A 20,827-nucleotide genomic window follows, 5' to 3' on the forward strand; every position below is an offset into this window, starting at 1 on the left:
AAATCCCCTGACCGCAAGTGCCCCAATGGGGCGAACGTGGCCGTTCGACTGGAGATTGCAACGTGGCCGGGCGCATCGAGGACTACGCACTTATCGGAGACATGCAGACAGCGGCGCTGGTCTGCAGGGACGGCACGATCGACTGGCTGTGCCTCCCCCGCTTCGACTCACACGCCATTTTCGCCGGGCTGCTCGGCACCGAGGAACACGGTTTCTGGCGGATCGGGCCCGCTCACGCGGCCGACGCGGGCCCCCCGGCCGCCGCCCGCCGCCGTTACCGCGGTGACTCGCTGATCCTCGAATCCGAGTGGGACACCGACCGCGGCACGGTCAGGGTGACCGATTTCATGCCGCCTCGCGACGGCGCGCCCCAGGTGATCCGGATCGTCGAGGGCGTCAGCGGCCGCGTGCGGATGCGCTCCGCGCTGCGGATGCGTTTCAGTTACGGGCGCGTGGTGCCCTGGGTCCACAAGGTCGACACGCGCACGGTCGCCGTCGCCGGGCCCGACTCGGTCTGGCTGGACGCCGACACCGAGACGTACGGCAAGGACCTGACGACGTACTCCGACTTCACCGTCGCGCCCGGTGACCGGATCGCCTTCACCATCAGCTGGCAGCCCTCGCACAAGGCGGAGCCCCCGCTGCCGGAGCCCGAGGCCTCGCTGGAGGCGACCGCGGAGTTCTGGAGCGACTGGGTCGAGCAGTGCACGTACCACGGGCCCTACCGCGAGCCCGTGATCCGCTCGCTGATCACCCTGAAGGCGCTGACGTACGCCCCGACGGGCGGCATCGTCGCCGCGCCGACGACGTCGCTGCCGGAGGAGATCGGCGGTGTGCGCAACTGGGACTACCGCTACACCTGGCTGCGCGACGCGGCGATCACCCTGTCGTCGCTGCTGCGCACGGGCTACCGGGAAGAGGCACGCGCCTGGCGCGAGTGGCTGCTGCGGGCGGTCGCGGGCGACCCGGAGAACCTCCAGATCATGTACGGCATCGCGGGCGAGCGCGAGCTGGGCGAGGCGGAGCTGGACTGGCTGCCCGGCTACGAGAACTCGACGCCCGTACGGGTCGGGAACGGCGCCGCGCACCAGTTGCAGCTCGACGTGTACGGCGAGGTCACCGAGGCACTGCACCTGGCCCACATGACCGGCCTGACGCGCAACGACTACGCCTCGCTGCTCCAGCTCAAGCTGATCCGCTACCTGGAGGACCACTGGGACCAGCCCGACGAGGGCATCTGGGAGGTGCGCGGCCCCCGCCGCCACTTCGTGCACTCCAAGGTGATGGCGTGGGTCGCCGTCGACCGGACGATCAAGCTGATCGAGATGGGCGACGCGGACGGCCCGGTGGAGAAGTGGCGCGAGCTGCGCGACGAGATCCACCGCGCGGTGTGCGAGAAGGGCTACGACCCGGAGCGCAACACCTTCACGCAGTCGTACGGGTCCAAGGAGCTGGACGCCTCCCTGCTCCTCATCCCGCAGGTGGGGTTCCTGCCGCCCGACGACAAGCGGGTCATCGGCACGATCGAGGCGATCCAGCGCGAGCTGTCCACGGAGGACGGTTTCGTCCTGCGCTACCCGACCGCGGGTGACCACGCGGGCCTGGACGGTCTGGAGGGCGACGAGGGCGCGTTCCTCGCGTGCTCGTTCTGGCTCGCCGACGACCTGGCGATGATCGGGCGGGTCGACGAGGCGCGCAAGCTCTTCGAGAAGCTGCTGGGGCTGCGGAACGACCTGGGGCTGCTCGCCGAGGAGTGGGACTCCCGGCTGCAGCGCCAGGTCGGGAACTTCCCGCAGGCCTTCAGCCACGTGCCGCTGATCGACACGGCACTGCGGCTGACGGCGAGCGGTGCGTACGGCGGCTGACTAGAGCAGCTTGCCGATCACCTGGCGGGCGGCGCGTTCCCCTTCGGTCGCGCCGCCCTCCATGAAGCCCTGGAAGTCGTAGCTGCAGTGCTCACCGCCGATGTGGATGTTCCCCTGCGGGGTGCCTTCGTAGCCGGCGTACCGGTGCAGGTAGCCGACGGGCCAGTAGGAGTACGCGCCCAGGGCGTACGGGTTGCGGTGCCAGGCGGACAGCTGCGCCTTCCCGGTCCACGTTTTCGACGTTCCCGGGAAGAACGCGTCCACTTCCCGGGAACGGCGCGCGGCCAGGTCCCGTACGTACGGGTCCGTCTCGGTGGCGAAGGGCGTGGCCGGGGTCAGCGCCCTGGCGAGCCTGCCGCTGCCGTACTGGATGAGGATGCCGCCGCTCCCCGGCTGCACCTTGGTGGTGTCCCAGGTCTGCTGAACGTCGCTGTCGGTGAAGCAGTCGCCCGCCGACACCCCGGGCCAGGGGCCCTCACCGCGCCACGGGCGAGCCGAGAACTGCATGTTGAGCTTGGTGCAGTCGCCCATGCGGGCATCGCGCAGCAGGTTCCTCATGAGGGGGTCGAACCCGGCGGCCGACAGGTCGAGGCGCTGGAGAACGGGCAGCGGCACGCACAGGATCGTGTGGTCCACGGTGACGGTCGTGACCGTTCCCGCGTCGGTGAAGGCAAGGGTCTGGGTGCCATTGGCGTTGGCCCTTACCGCTGTGAGCTGTTTGCCCATCCGGATCGTGCCCGCGGGCAGTGACGCGGCGATGGCCCGCGGGAGCTGATCGTTGCCGCCGACGACGTGGTACCGCTCGTTGGACAGGCCCCAGACGTTGAAGCGTCCGGGGTTCGGCTGGTAGCCCATCAGCAGGACCAGGGCCAGGGCGGACTGCTCGGTCGTCTCGACCCCGTACTCGACGTTGTAGGCGACGTCGATGAAGGCGCCGAGCGACGAGGTGTGCCCGCCGGGCACCCGGGAGTCGATCCATTCACGGATCGACATGTCGTCCAGAGCCGTGCCGGCCGGCGTGCTCCGGTTCCACCGCACCTCCCCCGCCTCCTGGAGGTCGCGGTGGAGGGCCTGGAAGACGGCCTTGAAGTCCTCATCGGCCTGCTCGCGCGGGTAGTACGCCCCGTTGAACCAGAGCACCTCCTCGGCGCCGTTGGGGCCGCCGCCCAGGAAGTCCTCCGTCGGCAGCCCGAAGCGGCGGCACAGCTCGAGGATCTTCTTGTGGCTGGTGTCGATCAGCTCGCCGCCGATCTCGGAGATCTGCCCGTGGGCCCAGTGGCTCCGCTGGGTCCACATGCGGCCGCCGACCCGGTCCGGGTTGGCCTCGTAGAGCGCGCAGCCGAGGCCGGCGTCCTTGAGGGTCAGCGCGGCGGTGAGGCCGGCTATGCCCGCGCCGACCACGGCGATTCTGGGCGCCGCCGCTCCCTGGACCGCCGCCACGGGGGCGGCCTGTGCGGTGAGAGCCGGGCCGGCCAGCGCGGTGCCGAGCCCGAGGGCGGCGGCGCGACCGAGCAGTTCGCGACGGCTGGAGCCGCGGACCTCGGCGGCGGGCATACGCAGTCTCCGGGCGGCGGCGTGCTCCGCGGCGAGCCGGCGCAGGGCGTGCATCAGGTGCGTTCGGGACATGGAGGGCTCCTCAGACGGTCGCGGCTGGCTGACTGGTCGGGCTGTCGTCGGTGCGCTCGGCCGCGTCCTCGAGGACGATCCGGCCGATGATCTCGTAGCGGTCGGGCTGCTTGGCCTTGAGGTGGAAGCCGAGTCCGAGACCGCCGAAGAACACCAGGCCGACGATCCAGGGGATCAGCTCGAAGAAGAGGGAGTCGGCGGCGAGTCCGGCCGCGGTCTCCATGTTGATGACGAGCAGGACGACGACGGCGATCATGCCGATGCCGCCGAGGAGCGGAGCGGTGAACGTCCTGAACCAGTGCCGGTCCTCCGGGTGGTTCCTGCGGAAGTAGCCGATCACCGCGAAGGAGCAGAGCGTCTGGACGATGAGGATCGCCATCGTGCCGAGGATCGCCAGCAGCGTGTAGAGGTGGATGTACGGGTCCTCGCCGGCCAGCCAGAAGGCGGCGACGAGCGCGGTGGCGATGCCGGTCTGGACGTACGACGCGATGTACGGCGACCCGTGCGAGCGGTGCGTGCGTCCGAGGGCCGGGTGCAGGAAGCCCTCGCGGCCGATCGCGTACAGGTAGCGCGACGCGCACTGGTGGAAGGCCATGCCGCAGGCGAACGAACCGGTGAGCAGCAGCCACTGGAACACGTCCACGGCCCACGCGCCGATGAACGTCTCCGTCGGGTCGAAGAAGAGATCGAGCGGCGACGCGGAGGAGGAGACCTTGACCGAGCCGGCGAGGCCGTTGCCCGCGATCGTCATCCAGGAGACGTAGATGTAGAACAGGCCCACACCGACCACCGAGACGAGGGTCGCGCGCGGTATGACGCGCTTCGGGTCGCGCGACTCCTCGCCGTACATCGCGGTCGACTCGAAGCCGACCCACGACCAGAAGGCGAAGAAGAGACCGAGTCCTGCGGAGGTGCCGGTGAAGGCGTTGACCGGGTTGACGGGTTCGAGCGGGATGCCGTCGGGGCCGCCGCCGGCAAGCAGGACGGCGGTGGCGACGGCGAAGAGGACGGCGATCTCGGCGACGAGCATGACGCCGAGGGCCTTGGCGGTGATGTTGATGTCGAAGTACGCGAGGACGCCCGTCACGGCGAGCATGCCCACGGCGTACACGATCCAGGGGATGTCGACCCCGAGCTGGTCGGCGACCGTCGTCTGGCCGAAGTAGGCGAAGATGCCGACGATCGACGCCTCGAAGACGATGTACGCGAGGACGGCGAGCATCCCGCACGCCATGCCGGCGATGCGGCCGAGACCGTGCGAGATGTATCCGTAGAACGCGCCCGCCGCGGTGATGCGCTTCGCCATGGCGACGTACCCGACCGAGAACACGGTCAGGACGAGGGTGGCGAAGAGGTAGCCGGCGGGGGCGCCCGTTCCATTGCCGAAGCCCACGGCGATAGGGAGATTTCCGGTCATCGCGGTGATCGGCGCCGCGGTGGCGACCGCCATGAACACCACACCGACCAGTCCGACGGAATTCGCCTTGAGCCGCTGGACCTCACGTGCGGGTTTGTCAGACATGCCGCGCCCTCTCTCTTGTACGGGGGCGACAGTCTTGGGCCGAGTGACGCAGACCACAATCGACACGCGGTCGCGCAAATGCGCTGCGGGGGCGACGAGTTGTCGGGCCGCCGGGCCGCGGGATCTGTCCCGTAACCGCGGGGTGATGTTCCTGGAACGGACACGCGGGTAGCGTCCACCGAATGCGGTGCCTTCCTGGGGCACGGCGGGAACACGTCACGAGGTACATCGCAGTGGACACACAAGGCGGCATCACCGTTCAGCGGGCGCTGGAGCTGCCGGGGCTCCGCGGCGGACTGCCCGAGGTCGTCGCCGGCGCAGAACGGCTGAACCGCACCGTGCGCTGGGTGCACGCCGGCGAGGTGCCGAACATCGCCTCGCTGCTCAAGGGCGGCGAGCTCCTCCTGACGACCGGCCTCGGCCTCGGTACGCGCCCCGCCGAGCAGCGCGCGTTCGTACGCCGCCTCGCGGACCGGGGCATCGCCGCCCTGGTCGTCGAGCTGGGCCCGCGGTTCAGCCGGCTGCCCGCGACGATCGTGGAGACCGCGCGGACGGCCGGGCTGCCGCTCGTCCAGCTGCACCGGGAGGTGCCGTTCGTCTCGGTGACCGAGGAGGTCCACACCGAGATCGTCAACGGCCACTACACCCTGCTGCGGCGTGCCGAGGAGGTCCACCGGCGCTGTACGGAGGCGCTCCTGGGCGGCGGCGGGATCCCGCAGGTCCTCGGCATCCTGGCGGACTTCACCGCGAACCCGGTCTTCCTGGAGACGGCGGACGGACAGCTCCTGTACGCGGCCGGGCCCGGGGCGGGCGACGCGTGCGCCGACCCCCTCCAGGTGTGGGAGGGCCTGCGCGGTCAGCGGGAGGCGCGGGAGTCGGGACCGCCCGCGAACGGCGTGCTGGTGGACGTGCCGGGCGGCGGCCACGGCGCGGGGGCGGTCAGGGCCAGGATCGCGCTCCTCGCGGTGTCCTCGCCCCTGCTGCCCGTCCACCGGATCGCGGCGGAGCGGGCGGCCGGGATCCTCGCCGTCGTGTTGATGCAGGCGCGTCAGGAGGAGGAGCTGGCCGCGCGCGGGCGCGGCGACTTCCTCACGGACCTCGCCGAGGGCCGCATCGCCGCCGAGGACGCGCCCGCCCAGGCCCGGGTGCTCGGCTTCAAGCCGGGCGAGGGCCCGCTGCTGCCCGTGGTGATGCGGCTCGCGGCCGAGCTGGCCCCGGCGGGCAACTGGGCGGTGCTGGCTCGCGCCGTCCTGGAGGAGCTGTCCGCGGTCGGCGTGCCGGTCCTGCTGGGCGTACGCCCCGTGGAGGGCCGCGTACCCCTCCTGCTGGGGTTGCGCTCCGAGTCGGAACGCACGGCGGTCGCCGACCGCGTGGCTGCGGCGCTGCGCGCCGGGGTGGAACGCGCCGGTCTGGAACGCGCGGGCGCACACCCTCCCGTCGTGGTCGTCGGCGTGGCGGGCAGCTGGACGGCGGCGTCGGCGGGCCTGCGCCACGCGGCGGAGACGGCGACGGCCGCCCAGGGGCTGTCCGACCGCCCCTGGTACGACGCCCGGCGTCTGGACATCGACCTGCTGCTGTGGCGCCTGCGGGAGCACCCGGACCTGGCGGCCTTCGTCGACCGGGCGATCGGACCCCTGCGGGACCACGACCGCACGTCCCGCCCGCCCCTGCTGCCCACCCTCCAGACGTATCTGGCGCACGCGGGCCGCAAGGCGGAGACGGCCCGTGAGCTGCACTTGAACCGGCAGACCCTCTACAACCGCCTGGCGCGCATCTCCGAGCTCCTCGGCACGGACCTGGACGACCCGCAGACGGTCCTGGCGCTCAGCCTGGCCCTGCGCGCCCGCCGCCACATCACCTAGGCCGGGCCCGCGCGCCTGTCCGCGGCCTCGGCGTCGGCAAAACCCGCGACGGGCCTCCCTGGCCACCCGGGCCACCCGGGCCGCCGGGTCGGGAGTCAGCCGGACCGGGCCGCCGGGTCGGGATTCAGCCGGTCAGCTCGTCGTACACGGCCAGCACCTGCGCCACGGTCTCGTCCTCGGTCGGCCAGGTCGCCGCCTGCGCCCTGCCCGCCTCGGCGAGCCGCAGCCGTCGCGCCGGGTCGTCCAGCAGTCGTACGACGGTGTCCGCGAGGGCCCGGCTGTCGCCGTACGCAACCAGTTCGGCCGCGTCGCCCACGAGCTCGGGCACCCCGCCCACCGCCGTGGCGACCAGCGGGATCCCTGCCCGCAGCGCCTCCTGCGCCAGCACGGACCGCCCCTCCCAGCGGCTGGCGAGCACGGCGACGTCGGCGGCGGCGAGGAGCTCCCCGACGTCGTCCCGCCGCCCGATGAGCTGCACCGGCAGCGACTCCGCCTCGATACGCCGCTGGAGTGCGCCCCGCTCACCGCCCTCGCCGGCCACCACCAGCAGCGGTGCGGGGTCCATGTCCCGCCAGACGCGCGCCGCGTCCAGCAGGGCGTCGTATCCCCGGTTGCGCTCGAGGCTGCCGACCGCCATCACCAGCGGCCGGTCGACGGCCCCGAGGTCCGCCCGCGCCTTGCTCTCGCCGGCGCCCTCGGGCGGCCGCGGCGCGGGCACGCTGACGGGCGCGAGCCGCGCGTCGCGCGCGCCGCGGCTGCGGGCCCGGTCCACGAGGTCGGACGACGTGCCCAGCACCACGGCAGCCGCCCTGGCCGCCCTGCGCTCCAGCAGCCGCACGAGATGGCCGCGCGGACCCTCGTCGTCCGCCCGGGTGTGCCAGGTGACGACCAGCGGGACGCGCCGTCCCCGCAGCGCGAGCGCGCTGCGGACAGCGGCGTGCAGCCCGTGGGCGTGCACGAGGTCCGCCCCGGCGCAGGCCGCGCGCAGCGCCGCCACGGCGGCGGGATCGCTGCGGCGCGGCACGGCGGCGAACCCCGCCCCGGAACCGCCGAAGTCGTACGCGTCCCGCACCGCGGCGGGGGCGCAGACGGCCACCCGCAGACCACGCGCGACGAGCCCGGCGGCCAGTGATCTGACGTGCGCGGTGCTGCCCGCGCTGCCGCCGCCGAGCACGTGGACGACGCTCAGCGGCGACCGACCGTACGGCGGGACCGGGGTGCTGCTCACGTCGCGGAGCTCCTGAGTCGGCGTCGAACGGGCGTAGTGCGTCGCCCAGGATGCCAGCCCGTACGCGCGTTCCGGCACCGCGAAAGGGTCTCATCCCTGCTGGCACCTGACCGGCATCACCCACACGGGTGACCGGCGAGCCCGGGCACACCCGTGCGGGTGAACCGGGCAGGCCGGCCGGCGACCGGACCGTGACCCGGGCGGCGTTACGCGTCCCCGCCCGCGGCAACGCGAGCCCTGCCCCGAGCGGCCTTACACGTCCCCGCGCGCGGCGGCCAGCAACTCCTCCGCGTGCGCCCGGGCGCTCTGCGAGTCCTCCTGTCCCGCCAGCATCCGCGACAGCTCCCGGACCCGGTCCTCGCCCTCCAGGACGGTGACTCCGCTCCTGGTGACCGACCCGTCGTGGGTCTTCTCGACCAGTAGCTGCCGGTCGGCGAAGGCCGCGACCTGCGGCAGGTGCGTCACGACGACGACCTGCGCCGACTTCGCGAGCTTCGCCAGCCGCCGGCCGACCTCGACCGCCGCCTTGCCGCCCACGCCCGCGTCGACCTCGTCGAAGAGATACGTCGGCACCGGATCGGACCCGGCGAAGACCACCTCCACCGCGAGCATCACCCGGGAAAGTTCACCGCCGGAGGCGCCCTTGGCGATCGGCCGGGGCTGCGCGCCGGGGTGCGGCGCGAGCAGCAGCTCCACCTCGTCGGCCCCGGACGCCCCGTAGGCCACCGGACGCCCGCCGACCTCGATCCCCTCGGGGTCCTCGGTCTGCCGTACGTCGATCGTGACCCGGGCGTGCGGCATGGCGAGCGAGGCCAGTTCCTCGGTGACCGCGTCGGCGAACCGCGCCGCCGCCTCGGTACGGGCGTCGGTGAGGGCCTGCGCCAGGCCCGCGAGTTCGTCCCGCAGCCCGTCCCGCTCAGCCGTCAGCTCGCCGATCCGGTCGTCGTCGCCCTCCAGCTCCGTCAGCCGGGCGACCCCGTCCTGCGCCCACGCGAGCACCGCTGCGACGTCCTCGCCGTACTTGCGCGTGAGCTGGGTGAGCGCCGCCCTGCGGTCCTCCACCGCGGACAGCCGCAGCGGGTCGGCGTCGAGGTTGTCGGCGTACCCGGCCAGCTCCCCCGCCACGTCGCCCAGCAGGATCCCGATCTCACCGATCCGCTCGGCGAGCACGGCGAGCGCCGGATCGTGCGACCGCACGGCGTCGAGGGCCCGGTGAGCCCCGGCGACCAGCGTGCTGGCGTCGACGCTCTCCGGGTCCTCCGGGTTCCCGGCGAGCGCGGCGTGCGCGACAGCCGCCGCGGAGGCCAGCGCCTCGGCGTGCCCCAGCCGCTCCGCCTCGGCGGCGAGTTCGACGTCCTCGCCGGCCCGCGGTTCGACGGCCGCGATCTCGTCGAGCCCGAAGCGCAGCAGATCCGCCTCCTGCGCGCGCTCCCGGGCCCGCGTGGTCAGCTCGTCCAGTTCCACCGCGACGGCCCGCAGCCGCCGGTACGCGGCCGCGTACTTCTCGTGGGGGACGGCGACGGCGTCTCCGGCGTACCGGTCGAGCGCCTGCCGCTGCCGGGCCGGCCGCAGCAGGCCCTGCTGATCGGTCTGCCCGTGTACGGCGACGAGGTCGTCCGCCAGCTCCGCGAGGAGCCCCACCGGTACGGAGCGCCCGCCCACGTGGGCCCGCGACCGGCCCTCGGCCGAGACGGTCCTGCTGACCAGCAGCGCCCCGTCGTCGAGTTCCGCCCCCGCCTCCTGCGCCCGTACGGCGGCGGGCGCGCCGGCGGGCACGGTGATGCGCCCCTCGACGACCGCGGCCTTGGCCCCGATCCGGACGAGGGCGGGGTCGGCGCGCCCGCCGAGCAGCAGCCCGAGGCTGGTGACGACCATGGTCTTGCCCGCGCCGGTCTCGCCCGTCACCGCGGTGAACCCCGGTGACAGCTCGACGACGGCGTCATCAATGACGCCCAGCGACCGTATCCGCATCTCCTCCAACACGGACACGACCTTACGAGGTCCGGAGCCTCCCTCGCGACGGCCCCCGCACCGACACTCCCCCGCGCGCCCCCCGCTCCCCGCCGATGCGACGGGCCGCGACGGGCAAAACCCCACCCCGGCCCGGGTGATCGGCCCATGGAGCCCACCCGCATCACTCTCCACAAGAATTCACGAGTTCGGGGAGCGGCGGCCGGGGCTTCCCCGGTCTCGGCGAGACCGGGGAACGGACGAGGCCCCGGGAACGGACGAGGGCCGGAGAACGGACGAGGGCCGGAGAACGGACGAGGGCCGGGCGACGCGACGCCGGGCGACGCGACGCCGCCCTCGCGCGATCACCCTGCGAAGCGCTGTCCCGTACGCCGCCCGTCAGTGCGGCGCGCCCCGCCACCCCGAGACGGGCAGGGCGAACTTGGCGACGAGCCGGTCGGTGAACGACGCATGGTGCAGCCGAGCCAGCCGTACGGGCACGGCGCCCCGCCGCACCACCACCCGCGCCCCGGAGGGCAGTTCCACGGTCCTGCGGCCGTCGCACCACAGCACGCCGTGCGGCGTGTGCGGCTGCACCTCGACCGCGAGCACCGAGTTCGGCGACGTCACCAGCGGCTTGGCGAACAGCGCGTGCGCGCTGATCGGCACCATCAGCAGCGCCTCCACCTCCGGCCAGACCACGGGCCCGCCGGCCGAGAACGCGTACGCCGTGGAGCCGGTGGGGGTGGCGCAGACGATCCCGTCGCAGCCGAAGCCGGTCACCGGCCGCCCGTCGATCTCCAGGACGACTTCGAGCATCCGCTCGGGCGAGACCTTCTGCACGGCAGCCTCGTTGAGCGCCCAGTCCTCGTGGACGACGTCCCCGTTGTTGTGCACCAGGACGTCGAGGGTCATGCGCTCCTCGACCTCGTACGCGCGCGTGACGACCCGGTCGACCACCTTGTCGAGGTCGTCGCGCTCGGCCTCCGCCAGGAAGCCGACGCGGCCGAGGTTGACGCCGAGCATCGGCACCCCGGAGGCGCGCGCGAACTCGGCGCCGCGCAGCAGCGTCCCGTCACCCCCGAGGACGATCAGCAGTTCGCAGCCGTCGAGTACGGCCGGCGAGGCTTCCGCCACCGTCTCCACGGACGGCGGCAGCGGCAGGTCCGCCGCCTCCGCCGCCAGCACGCGCACGCCGATTCCGCTGCGCAGCAGTCCCTGTACGACCAGTTCGGCGCTGCGGATCGCCGCGGGGCGTCCGGTGTGCGCGACCAGGAAGACAGTGCGTGCCGTCCCGGAGGGCTCGGCAGATCTGTCCGTCGTCGTTGTCGTCGTTGTCAACTCGGCCCCTCCGCCACTGCACGGTCAACATCCGCCGGGTCGAGCTCGGGAGCACCGGCCCGGAGCCACAGAAAGTACTCGACGTTCCCCGAAGGGCCCGGCAGCGGACTGGCGGTGACGCCCCGTACGCCCAGGCCGAGTTGCCACGCCTGCCGGGCCACGGCCCGCACCGTCTCCGCCCGGAGTTCCGGGCTGCGTACGACGCCGCCGCTGCCCAGGCGGTCCTTGCCCACCTCGAACTGCGGCTTCACCATCATCACGAGATCGGCGTCCGGCGCGGCGCACCGCACCAGCGCCGGCAGCACGAGGCCGAGGGGGATGAACGACAGGTCACCGACGATCAGGTCGACCGCCTCCCCGTCAATCGTCTCGAGTGTCATTTCCCGCACGTTGGTACGGTCCTTGACGCTCACGCGTTCATCGGACTGCAGCGACCAGGCGAGCTGGCCGTATCCGACGTCGACGGCGACGACCTGCCGGGCCCCGGCGCGCAGCAGCACATCGGTGAACCCGCCCGTGGAGGCCCCGGCGTCGAGCGCACGGCGCCCCTCGACCTCCAGCCCCAGCGGTGCGAACGCCTCCAGCGCGCCGGCCAGCTTGTGGCCGCCCCGCGATACGTAGTCCGGGTCGCTCTCGTCCTTGAGCACCACGACGGCGGCGCTCGTCTCGACCTGCGTGGCGGCCTTGGTCGCGACGGCGCCGCCCACCTTCACCCGCCCTGCGGCGATCAGCTGGCTCGCGTGCTCCCGGGAGCGGGCGAGTTTCCGGCGGACCAGCTCGGCGTCGAGGCGGCGGCGCGCGACTCCTGCCACGATCGGTTCAGCTCCTGTTGTCGTACGTGGAAGGGGGCGCCGGAGGTCCCGGGCGTGCGTCCAGCGCGGTCAGCGCCTCACGCAGTCCCCGGTGTACATCCTCGTACACCTCGATGTGCCCGTCCGCGGGGAGGTGGTCGGCGTCGCCGAGCCGCTCCAGCAGGACGTCGACGCCGTCGTGCCCGGTGGGGGTGCGCTCCACGCCGAGAGGCGCCGGTGCGGCGGGGCCGTACGGCGCGCCGGCAGCGGCCCCGGCGGTCTCCCCGGCCTCGTTCGGGGCGTACTCGGCGCCCTCGACCTCGTGGTTCATGCCCCGACGCTACCCCGAAGCCCTGGGGTACCGTCGATCCGATGGCTACGACGGAGGAGTGCCGCGGCGCACTCGACAGACTTTCGGACAACCTGGCCCGGGCCGACGACGACGGGGTACGCAGCGCCGCCGCGCTCGACCGTTCCCTGAGCTGTCACCTCACGGACCTGGACGTCACGTTCACCGGCCGCCTCGCGGACGGCCGGATCGACGTACGGGACACCCATGACGGCCCCCCGCGCGAGCGCGCCGAGATCCGTCTGGCCATGACCGGTGACGACCTGGTCGCCATGGTCGGCGGCGAGCTGAACTTCGCCAGGGCCTGGGCCTCGGGCCGGGTCCGGCTGGAGGCCGGATTCCGCGACCTGATCCGGCTCAGGAAGCTGCTGTAGCCGGGGCGGCCACGGCCCGGCCGCGCGCCTGCCGCGCCGCCGGGACCACCAGCGGCGTTCCCGTCTCCGGGTCGTCGACGACCTGGCAGCGCAGCCCGAAGACCCGCTCCACCAGCTCCGCGGTGACCACCTCGGCCGGCGGTCCCTGCGCCACGATCGCGCCGTCCCGCATGGCGATCAGGTGCGTGGCGTAGCGCGCCGCGTGGTTCAGGTCGTGCAGTACGGCGACGAGGGTGCGCCCCCGCGTCTCGTGCAGGTCCGCGCACAAGTCGAGGACGTCGATCTGGTGCTGGATGTCGAGGAAGGTCGTCGGCTCGTCGAGGAGCAGCAGGGGCGTCTGCTGGGCCAGGGCCATCGCGATCCACACGCGCTGCCGCTGTCCGCCGGACAGCTCGTCGACGTACCGGTCGGCCAGCTCGGCGACGCCCGTGGACTCCATCGACTCCCCGACGATCCGCTCGTCCTCCGGCGACCACTGCCGCAGCAGCCCCTGGTGCGGATAGCGGCCGCGCGCCACGAGGTCGGCGACCGTGATCCCGTCGGGCGCGATGGACGACTGCGGCAGCAGCCCCAGCGTCCTGGCGACCTTCTTCGCCGGCATGGAGCCGATGGCGGCGCCGTCGAGGAGCACCCGCCCCCGCGTCGGCTTGAGCATCCGTGAGAGAGCCCGGAGCAGCGTCGACTTGCCGCACGCGTTGGGCCCGACGATGACCGTGAACGAGTTGTCGGGTATCTCGACGGACAGGTCCTCCGCGATGACCCGCTGGTCGTAGGAGAGGGTCACCGATTCCGCGCTGAGGCGCTGACGCTGCACTGGCATGCTCCTGGAAGTCTTCTCGTTCGTCATATACGTCCCGCCTTGCGTTCGGTGACCAGCAGCCACAGCAGGTAGCAGCCGCCGAGCACGCCCGTCACCACGCCCACCGGCAGCTGTGTGCCGCCGAGGCCCAGCTGGGCGATCCAGTCGGCGACCACCAGCAGGGCGGCGCCCATGCAGACCGAGGCGCCGAGATTGGCCCCCGGCGACCGGGTCAGCCTGCGGGCGAGCTGCGGCGCGCTCAGCGCGACGAAGGCGATGGGCCCGGCGGCGGCCGTCGCGACGGCGATGAGCAGTACGGCGGACAGCATCAGCACGAGCCGGGCCCGTTCGACCCTCACCCCGAGGGCGTACGCCGCGTCGTCGCCCATCTCCATCATGCGCAGCGACCGCCCGTGCCCCAGCACCAGCGGAAGGAGGACGGCGCACACGCCGAGCAGCGGCCACGCCTGCTCCCAGCCGCGCCCCTCCAGCGAGCCCGTCATCCACACCGTGGCGCGGGTGGCGTCGAAGATGCTGGCCTTGGTGATCAGATAGTGGTTGAGCGCCGTCAGCATGGCGGCCGCGCCGATTCCGACGAGCACCAGCCGGAAACCGTGCACGCCCCGCTTCCACGCCAGGAAGTAGACGGCGGCTCCGGTCAGCAGACAGCCGACGAGCGCGCCGCCCGTCACCGCGAGCGCGTCGCCCTTGAACAGCACGATCACGGTCAGCGCACCGGCCGTGGCGCCCTGGCCGAAACCGATCACGTCCGGACTGCCCAGCGGGTTGCGGGAGATGGACTGGAAGACCGCCCCGGAGGCCCCGAGCGCCGCACCGACGAGCAGCGCGACGACGGCCCGCGGCGTCCGCAGCTCGGTGACGATGAATTCCTGCGCGGCGGTGCCGTTCCCGAGGAGCGTGCGCACCACGTCGCCCGGTGACATCGGGAAGTCGCCGCTGCCGATGAGCACGACCGCCATGCCGAGCGCGGCGGCCAGCAGCAGAACCGTGGCGAGGAGCGCCCTGGGCTCGACCCGGAAGGAGAGTCCGCCGCGGGTGCGCATCGCACGGGAGGTCCCGGACAGGTTCCGCGAGCGCGAAGGTCGCGAAGGAGAGGTGACAGTCACAGTTGGGCCATCTTCCGGCGGCGTACGAGATGGATGAACACGGGCCCGCCGACCAGCGCGGTCACGATGCCGACCTGGAGTTCCGAGGGCCGGGCCACGACCCGACCGATGACGTCCGAGCCGAGCAGCAGGACCGGGGACAGCACGGCGGCGTACGGCAGGATCCAGCGCATGTCGGGTCCCGTGAGGGTCCGCACGAGGTGCGGAACCATCAGCCCGATGAAGACGATCGGCCCGCACGCGGCGGTCGCGGCCCCGCACAGCAGCGTCACCGCGACCATCGCGAGCACACGCGTGCGGGTCAGGTGCGCGCCCAGCGCCCTCGCCGTGTCGTCGCCCATCTCCATGGCGTTGAGCGGCCGCGCGATCAGCAGCGCGAGCACGACGCCGGCGGCGACGAACGGCCAGACCTTGCCGATGATCTCCATGTCGGCGGAGGCCAGCGACCCGACGGTCCAGAACCGGATCTGCTCCAGCGCGGCGGAGTCCATGAGCTGTACGGCGTTGACGTAGCCGTAGAGCGCGGCGGTCGCGGCGGTGCCGGCGAGCGCGAGCCGTACCGGGGTAGCGCCCCGGCTGCCGCCCAGGACGTAGACCAGTACGGAGACGACTCCCGCGCCGGCGAACGCGAACCACACGTATCCGGTCAGCGACGTGATGCCGAAGAAGCTGATGGCGGAGACGACGGCGGCTGCCGCCCCCGCATTCACGCCGAGGATTCCCGGCTCCGCGAGGGGGTTGCGGGTGAGTCCCTGCATGACCGCGCCGGAGAGCCCGAGGGCCACCCCGACCAGCACGCCGAGAAGGGTGCGGGGCACCCGCACGTCACGGACGATCACGTCGTTGCCGGTCCCGGAGGCATGGAACAGGCCGTGCCACACGTCGCCCACTGCGAGCGGTTTGGCGCCGATCGCGATACTCGCCACGACGACCAGCAGCAACACGCCGAGGGCGGCGAACAGCCCGACGGCGCGTACGGCGTTGCGTCCGGGGGACGCGGGGGCGCGGGGGGCCGGCACCGCGCTCTGCTTGGGGGAACTCTCGACCAACACGGAGTTAGGTTAGCCTACCCTCGCAATCCGGCAAACGGCCGTCGCCCCCCGACGGAAGCCCCCGGTCCGCCGCCTAGAGCCCCACCCTCTCCAGCGCCTTCCCCGCCTCCAGTTCGCACGTACCGTCCCCCGCATACGTCCAGGCCGCAGCGCACAGCGCACGCAGCCCGTCCAGCGCCGCGCCCTCCCCGTCGGCCACCAGCTCGCCGTCCCGCACGGCAGCGGTCCAGCCGCCGCACACGAAACCGCTGTCGCTCTCGGCCACTTCCGGCTGCCCGGTGAGCAAGCCCCGCAGATCCGCGTCGACATACGTCGGCCGGTACTTCGGCGCCGCCGCCAGCAGCTGCACGGCGTCCGTCACTCCGGTCAGCACGAGCAGCGAGTCCACGCCGCCGGCGTTCGCACCCTCGATGTCCGTGTCCAGCCGGTCCCCGACCACCAGCGGCCGCTCGGCGCCGGTCCGCAGGATCGTCTCGCGGTGCATCGGCGGCAGCGGCTTGCCCGCCACCTGCGGCTCGGCGCCCGTGGCGATCCGTACGACCTCCACCGCCGCGCCGTTGCCCGGCGCGATGCCCCGCGCACTGGGAATCGTCAGGTCGGTGTTGGAGGCGAACCACGGCAGCCCGCGCGCGACGGCGTACGAAGCCTCCGCGAACCGGCCCCACGCCAGATCGGGCCCGCCGTACCCCTGCACCACGGCCACCGGATCGTCGTCGGCCGACTCCACCGGCACCAGCCCGCGCTCGCGCAGCGCGACCCGCAGGCCCTCGCCGCCGACCACCAGCACGCGCGCCCCGGACGGCATCTGATCGGCGATCAGCCGGGCGACCGCCTGCGCGGAAGTGATCACGTCTGAGGCCTCCGCCGGAACGCCGAGCTCCGTCAGGTGCTCGGCCACCGCGTCGGGCGTCCGCAGGGCGTTGTTGGTCACGTACGCGAGGTGCATCCCGCCCTCCCGGGCCACGCCGAGCGCGTCCACGGCGTGCGCGATGGCCGCGCCGCCCGCGTAGACGACGCCGTCGAGGTCCAGCAGAGCCGTGTCGTACGCCTCCCTCAGCGCACGCGCGCTCGCGTCGGGCCGGGTCCTGGTCCGCTGGCTCATTCCGTATCGCTCCTAGATCCTCGCTCGTCCCCCGATCATCGCGCATCGGACGACCCCACTTACGATGCACCAATGAGTACACCTGGTCGGCCCGAGGAGGACCACGGCCTGCGCCTGGCCCCGTTCCGTGGACTGCGCTACGTCCCCGAGCGCGTGAGCAGTCTGGCCGCTGTCACGTCCCCGCCGTACGACGTGGTCGTACGGCCCGACGGCCTGCTCCACCTGGAATCGGCCGACCCGTACAACATCGTCCGGCTGATCCTGCCGCAGGCCGCCACCCCGGGCATCCGCAACCAGCAGGCCGCCGACACGCTGCGCCGCTGGCTCTCCGAGGGCGTGCTCGCCCCGGACCCGGAGCCCGCTCTGTACGTGTACGAGCAGCGCAGCGGCGACCTCCTGCAGCGCGGCCTCATCGGAGCCCTCACCCTCAGCCCGCCCGCCGACGGCATCGTCCTGCCCCACGAGGACGTCATGCCGCACGTCGTCGCGGACCGGGCCGCCCTGATGCGCGCCACCGCAACCAACCTCGAACCGCTCCTGCTGACCTACCGCGGCGACGGCGGAGAGACCGGCGCCGGCGCCGTGATCGAACGCGCCACCCTGCGCCCGCCGGTCCTGGCCACCACGACGGACGACGGTTTCAGCCATCGCCTGTGGTCCGTCACCGACCCTGCCGAGCTGGCCGAAGCCACGGCCGACCTGTCCGCACGCCAGGCGCTGATCGCCGACGGCCACCACCGCTGGGCCACCTACCTGCGCCTCCGGTCGGAGCACCCGGCCGGCGGCCCCTGGGACTCCGGCCTCGTCCTCCTCATCGACACGGCCCGCTACCCGCTCCAGGTCCGCGCCATCCACCGCCTGCTGCACCGCCTGCCCGTCGCGGACGCCCTGGCCGCGGTGACGGACACGTTCCGCGTACGCGAGGTGCCGGGCCCGCTGCCCCGGGCCCTGGACGCCCTGGCCGACGCCGCCACCGCCGGCAACGCGTTCCTGCTGGCCGGGGACGGCGTCTTCCACCTCGTCGACCGCCCCGACGAGGCGCTGCTGGCCCGTACGATCCCGTCCGGCCGCCCCGAGGCGTGGCGGACTCTGGACGCGACGGTGCTGCACGCGACGCTCCTGGACCACGTGTGGTCCGTCCCCGACGCCCCCGAGCACATCGCGTACATCCACGGCGCGGAGGCGGCCGTCGAGCAGGCGGAACGTCACGGCTGCACGGCCGTACTGATGCATCCGGTACGCGAGGAGGTGGTCCGGGACCTGGCCCGCCAGGGCGTCACGATGCCCCGCAAGTCCACCTCGTTCGGCCCGAAGCCGGCGACGGGCCTGGTCCTGCGCAGCCTCGACCTGAGCTGAGCCCCTCGACAACGCGAAAGGGCGGCACCCCGTCGGGGTGCCGCCCTCAGTCACAGCGCCAGTCAGTCCTCGTCGCCCTCGACGACCTTCGGGCCGCTCGCGTCCTCGGCACCGTCCGTCGCGACGGTCTCCTCGGAATCCTGGACCTCGTCGCCCTCTTCGTCGAGAGCGTCGACGAAGTCGACACCGTCGAGCTCGGCGAGCCGGTCCGAAGCGTCCGTCGAACCGTCCTTGTCGGCCTCGATCGCCTTGGCGAACCACTCCCGCGCCTCGGCCTCACGCCCGGCGGTCAGCAGCGCGTCGGCGTACGCGTAACGCAGCCGCGCGGTCCACGACTGCACCGAGTTCGACGCCAGCTCGGGACCCTGGAGCGTCACGATGGCGGCGTCGATCTGCCCCATGTCGCGCCGCGCGCCGGCCGCGACCATACGCATCTCGACCTGGCCCGCCTTGTCGAGCTTCGCCACCTCGGGCTCACCGGCCATCGCCAGCGCCCGCTCCGGCCGCCCGAGCCCGCGCTCGCAGTCCGCCATGACGGGCCACAGCTCCACGCTGCCGGTCATACGGCGGGCCGCGCGGAACTCCGCGAGCGCCTCCGTGTACCGCTGCGTCGCGTACGCCGCGAAGCCCGCGGCCTCACGGACGGCGGCCACGCGGGAGGCGAGCCTCAGCGCGATGCGCGAGTACGCGTACGCCTCCTCGGGGTCGTCGTCGATGAGGTTCGCGACCATGACGAGGTTCTTGGCGACGTCCTCGGCCAGCGTCTTCGGCAGGCTCTGGAGCTCCTGGCGAACGTCCTTGTCGATCTCGTGTCCCGTGACGTCCTCGGGAATCGGAAGCCGCTTGACGGGCTCGCGGTCCCGGTCGTCACGCTGCCCGCGGTACCCGTCGCGGTCGTCACGGCGCGGTGCGCGGTCGTCACGGCGGGGCCCACGGTCGTCACGACCGCCGCGGTACCCGCGCTCGTCGTCCCGACGCGGCGACCGGGACCGGTCGTCACGGGGGAACCCACCGCGCTCGTCGTCCCGACGCTGGTAACCGCCGCCACCACTCGGACGCTCGTCCCGACGCTGGAAGCCACCGCCGCCACTGGGACGGTCGTCACGACGCTGATAGCCGCCACTGCTGGGACGGTCGTCACGACGCTGGTAGCTGCTGCCACCACTGGGGCGGTCGTCACGACGCTGATAGCCGCTGCCACCACTGGGGCGGTCGTCCCGACGCTGGTAGCCACCGCCGCCACTGGGACGGTCGTCACGACGCTGATAGCCACCGCCGCTCGGGCGGTCGTCGCGACGGGGAGCGCGGTCGTCGCGCCCACCGCGGAAACCGCCACCACGCTCGTCGTCCCGACGCGGCCCACTGCTGGGACGGTCGTCACGACGCTGGAAGCCACCGCCGCCGCTCGGACGGTCGTCCCTGCGCTGGAAACCCCCACCGCTCGGACGGTCGTCCCTGCGCTGGAAACCCCCACCGCTCGGACGGTCGTCCCTGCGCTGGAAACCCCCACCGCTCGGACGGTCGTCGCGACGCTGGTAACCGCTGCCGCCACTCGGACGGTCGTCACGACGCTGATAGCCGCCGCCGCTGGGACGGTCGTCACGACGCTGGAAGCCACCACGGTCGTCGTCACGGCGCGGGCCGCGGTCGTCACGGCCGCCGCGGAACCCACCGCCGCCGGCGGGCCGGTCGTCACGACGCTGGAACCCACCACCACTGGGGCGGTCGTCACGACGCTGATAGCCGCTGCCACCACTGGGGCGGTCGTCACGACGCTGGAAGCCACCGCCGCCACTCGGACGGTCGTCCCTGCGCTGGAAACCCCCACCGCTCGGACGGTCGTCGCGACGCTGGTAGCCACCGCCGCCACTGGGACGGTCGTCACGACGCTGATAGCCACCGCCGCTCGGGCGGTCGTCGCGACGGGGAGCGCGGTCGTCGCGCCCGCCGCGGAAACCGCCACCACGCTCGTCGTCCCGACGCGGCCCACTGCTGGGACGGTCGTCACGACGCTGGTAGCCGCCGCCCCCGCCCGGACGCCCGCCTCGGTCGTCATCACGGCGCGGCCCGCTCGGACGGTCGTCACGACCGCCGCGGGACCCTCCGGTGGGGCGGTCGTCACGACGGAACCCACCGCGATCGTTGTCCTGGCGCGGCGCGCGGTCGTCGCGACCGCCGCGGTATCCGCCCCTGTCATCGCCGTCTCGCCGGCGCGGCTCGCGCTCCGGACGATCGTCGGAAGAGTTGGTGGACATCGGTTGGCTCCTGTCGTGGGGTAACGCAGTCATTCTCGCGCAGTCGGCCATCCGACGCGCTTCGGTAAATAAAAAAGGACCCTTGGTCCAGCATGAACGCTGGACCAAGGGTCCTGAAAGATTGTTCGGCGGTGTCCTACTCTCCCACAGGGTCCCCCCTGCAGTACCATCGGCGCTGAAAGGCTTAGCTTCCGGGTTCGGAATGTAACCGGGCGTTTCCCTAACGCT

The 20,827-nt window shown here is 72.9% G+C and carries 16 protein-coding genes, 1 rRNA gene and 1 pseudogene; 4 read left to right on the top strand and 14 right to left on the bottom strand.

Translation table 11 applies throughout. The features are described 5' to 3' along the window. The first annotated feature begins 62 nt into the window (after positions 1–62). Positions 63–1,865: a glycoside hydrolase family 15 protein gene (locus AC07FK_RS21395; protein ID WP_479106488.1), complete on the top strand. Its 1,803-nt coding sequence runs from the start codon at positions 63–65 to the stop codon at positions 1,863–1,865. On the opposite strand, the gene AC07FK_RS21400 is transcribed toward AC07FK_RS21395, so the two are convergent. After that, positions 1,866–3,491, bottom strand: coding sequence for a flavin monoamine oxidase family protein (locus AC07FK_RS21400; protein ID WP_479106489.1), 1,626 nt, complete (start codon positions 3,489–3,491; stop codon positions 1,866–1,868). It abuts the gene before it with no gap. A gap of 10 nt (positions 3,492–3,501) precedes the next feature. Next, positions 3,502–5,013: an APC family permease gene (locus tag AC07FK_RS21405; RefSeq protein ID WP_479106490.1), complete on the bottom strand. Its 1,512-nt coding sequence runs from the start codon at positions 5,011–5,013 to the stop codon at positions 3,502–3,504. A gap of 233 nt (positions 5,014–5,246) precedes the next feature. Here AC07FK_RS21405 and AC07FK_RS21410 point away from each other — a divergent pair, with 233 nt between their 5' ends. Next, positions 5,247–6,875, top strand: coding sequence for a PucR family transcriptional regulator (locus AC07FK_RS21410; protein ID WP_479106491.1), 1,629 nt, complete (start codon positions 5,247–5,249; stop codon positions 6,873–6,875). Positions 6,876–6,999: 124 nt separating this feature from the next. Here the strand turns inward: AC07FK_RS21410 and AC07FK_RS21415 are convergent, their stop codons facing one another. The 5 genes from AC07FK_RS21415 to AC07FK_RS21435 form a co-directional block, all read right to left on the bottom strand. Beyond that, positions 7,000–8,103, bottom strand: coding sequence for a glycosyltransferase family 4 protein (locus AC07FK_RS21415; RefSeq protein ID WP_479106492.1), 1,104 nt, complete (start codon positions 8,101–8,103; stop codon positions 7,000–7,002). 252 nt (positions 8,104–8,355) lie between these two features. Next, positions 8,356–10,074, bottom strand: coding sequence for a DNA repair protein RecN (recN, locus tag AC07FK_RS21420; RefSeq protein WP_479106525.1), 1,719 nt, complete (start codon positions 10,072–10,074; stop codon positions 8,356–8,358). 378 nt (positions 10,075–10,452) lie between these two features. Continuing rightward, positions 10,453–11,394: an NAD kinase gene (locus AC07FK_RS21425; RefSeq protein WP_479106493.1), complete on the bottom strand. Its 942-nt coding sequence runs from the start codon at positions 11,392–11,394 to the stop codon at positions 10,453–10,455. Beyond that, on the bottom strand, positions 11,391–12,206 hold the full coding sequence (locus tag AC07FK_RS21430) for a TlyA family RNA methyltransferase (protein ID WP_479106494.1): 816 nt from the start codon (positions 12,204–12,206) through the stop codon (positions 11,391–11,393). The genes AC07FK_RS21425 and AC07FK_RS21430 overlap by 4 nt, the downstream gene beginning before the upstream one ends. Before the next feature lie 7 nt (positions 12,207–12,213). Further along, positions 12,214–12,516, bottom strand: coding sequence for a hypothetical protein (locus AC07FK_RS21435; protein ID WP_479106495.1), 303 nt, complete (start codon positions 12,514–12,516; stop codon positions 12,214–12,216). A 41-nt stretch (positions 12,517–12,557) separates the two neighbouring features. On the opposite strand from AC07FK_RS21435, the gene AC07FK_RS21440 reads away from it, so the two are divergent. After that, positions 12,558–12,908 carry an SCP2 sterol-binding domain-containing protein gene (locus AC07FK_RS21440; protein WP_479106496.1) on the top strand — a complete coding sequence of 117 codons (351 nt, stop codon included), beginning with the start codon at positions 12,558–12,560 and terminating at the stop codon, positions 12,906–12,908. On the opposite strand, the gene AC07FK_RS21445 is transcribed toward AC07FK_RS21440, so the two are convergent. The 4 genes from AC07FK_RS21445 to AC07FK_RS21460 all read right to left on the bottom strand — a co-directional run bounded on the left by AC07FK_RS21445 (position 12,892) and on the right by AC07FK_RS21460 (position 16,988). Beyond that, positions 12,892–13,728, bottom strand: coding sequence for an ABC transporter ATP-binding protein (locus tag AC07FK_RS21445; protein WP_479106497.1), 837 nt, complete (start codon positions 13,726–13,728; stop codon positions 12,892–12,894). The two genes, AC07FK_RS21440 and AC07FK_RS21445, sit on opposite strands and share 17 nt — an antisense overlap. 23 nt (positions 13,729–13,751) lie before the next feature. Continuing rightward, complete coding sequence (locus AC07FK_RS21450) at positions 13,752–14,771, bottom strand: FecCD family ABC transporter permease (RefSeq protein WP_479106498.1); 1,020 nt, start codon at positions 14,769–14,771, stop codon at positions 13,752–13,754. A gap of 59 nt (positions 14,772–14,830) precedes the next feature. Then, positions 14,831–15,883 carry a FecCD family ABC transporter permease gene (locus AC07FK_RS21455; RefSeq protein ID WP_479106526.1) on the bottom strand — a complete coding sequence of 351 codons (1,053 nt, stop codon included), beginning with the start codon at positions 15,881–15,883 and terminating at the stop codon, positions 14,831–14,833. Positions 15,884–15,959: 76 nt separating this feature from the next. Beyond that, entirely contained in the window at positions 15,960–16,988 is a 1,029-nt protein-coding gene (locus AC07FK_RS21460) for an HAD-IIA family hydrolase (protein ID WP_479106499.1), read from the bottom strand. Positions 16,989–17,060: 72 nt separating this feature from the next. Between AC07FK_RS21460 and AC07FK_RS21465 the strand changes: the two genes are divergently transcribed. Further along, positions 17,061–18,344, top strand: a complete 1,284-nt coding sequence (locus AC07FK_RS21465) for a DUF1015 family protein (RefSeq protein WP_479106500.1) — start codon at positions 17,061–17,063, stop codon at positions 18,342–18,344. 62 nt (positions 18,345–18,406) lie between these two features. Here AC07FK_RS21465 and AC07FK_RS21470 read toward each other — a convergent pair whose 3' ends face one another. The 3 genes and pseudogenes from AC07FK_RS21470 to rrf form a co-directional block, all read right to left on the bottom strand. Continuing rightward, positions 18,407–19,075 carry a hypothetical protein gene (locus AC07FK_RS21470; protein WP_479106527.1) on the bottom strand — a complete coding sequence of 223 codons (669 nt, stop codon included), beginning with the start codon at positions 19,073–19,075 and terminating at the stop codon, positions 18,407–18,409. 384 nt (positions 19,076–19,459) lie between these two features. Next, a pseudogene (locus AC07FK_RS21475) lies at positions 19,460–20,650 on the bottom strand (hypothetical protein); the annotation flags it as partial. 72 nt (positions 20,651–20,722) lie between these two features. After that, positions 20,723–20,827: ribosomal RNA gene (gene rrf, locus AC07FK_RS21480) — 5S ribosomal RNA — on the bottom strand; the annotation flags it as partial.

This window comes from Streptomyces sp. NPDC046122 (genome assembly GCF_056429965.1).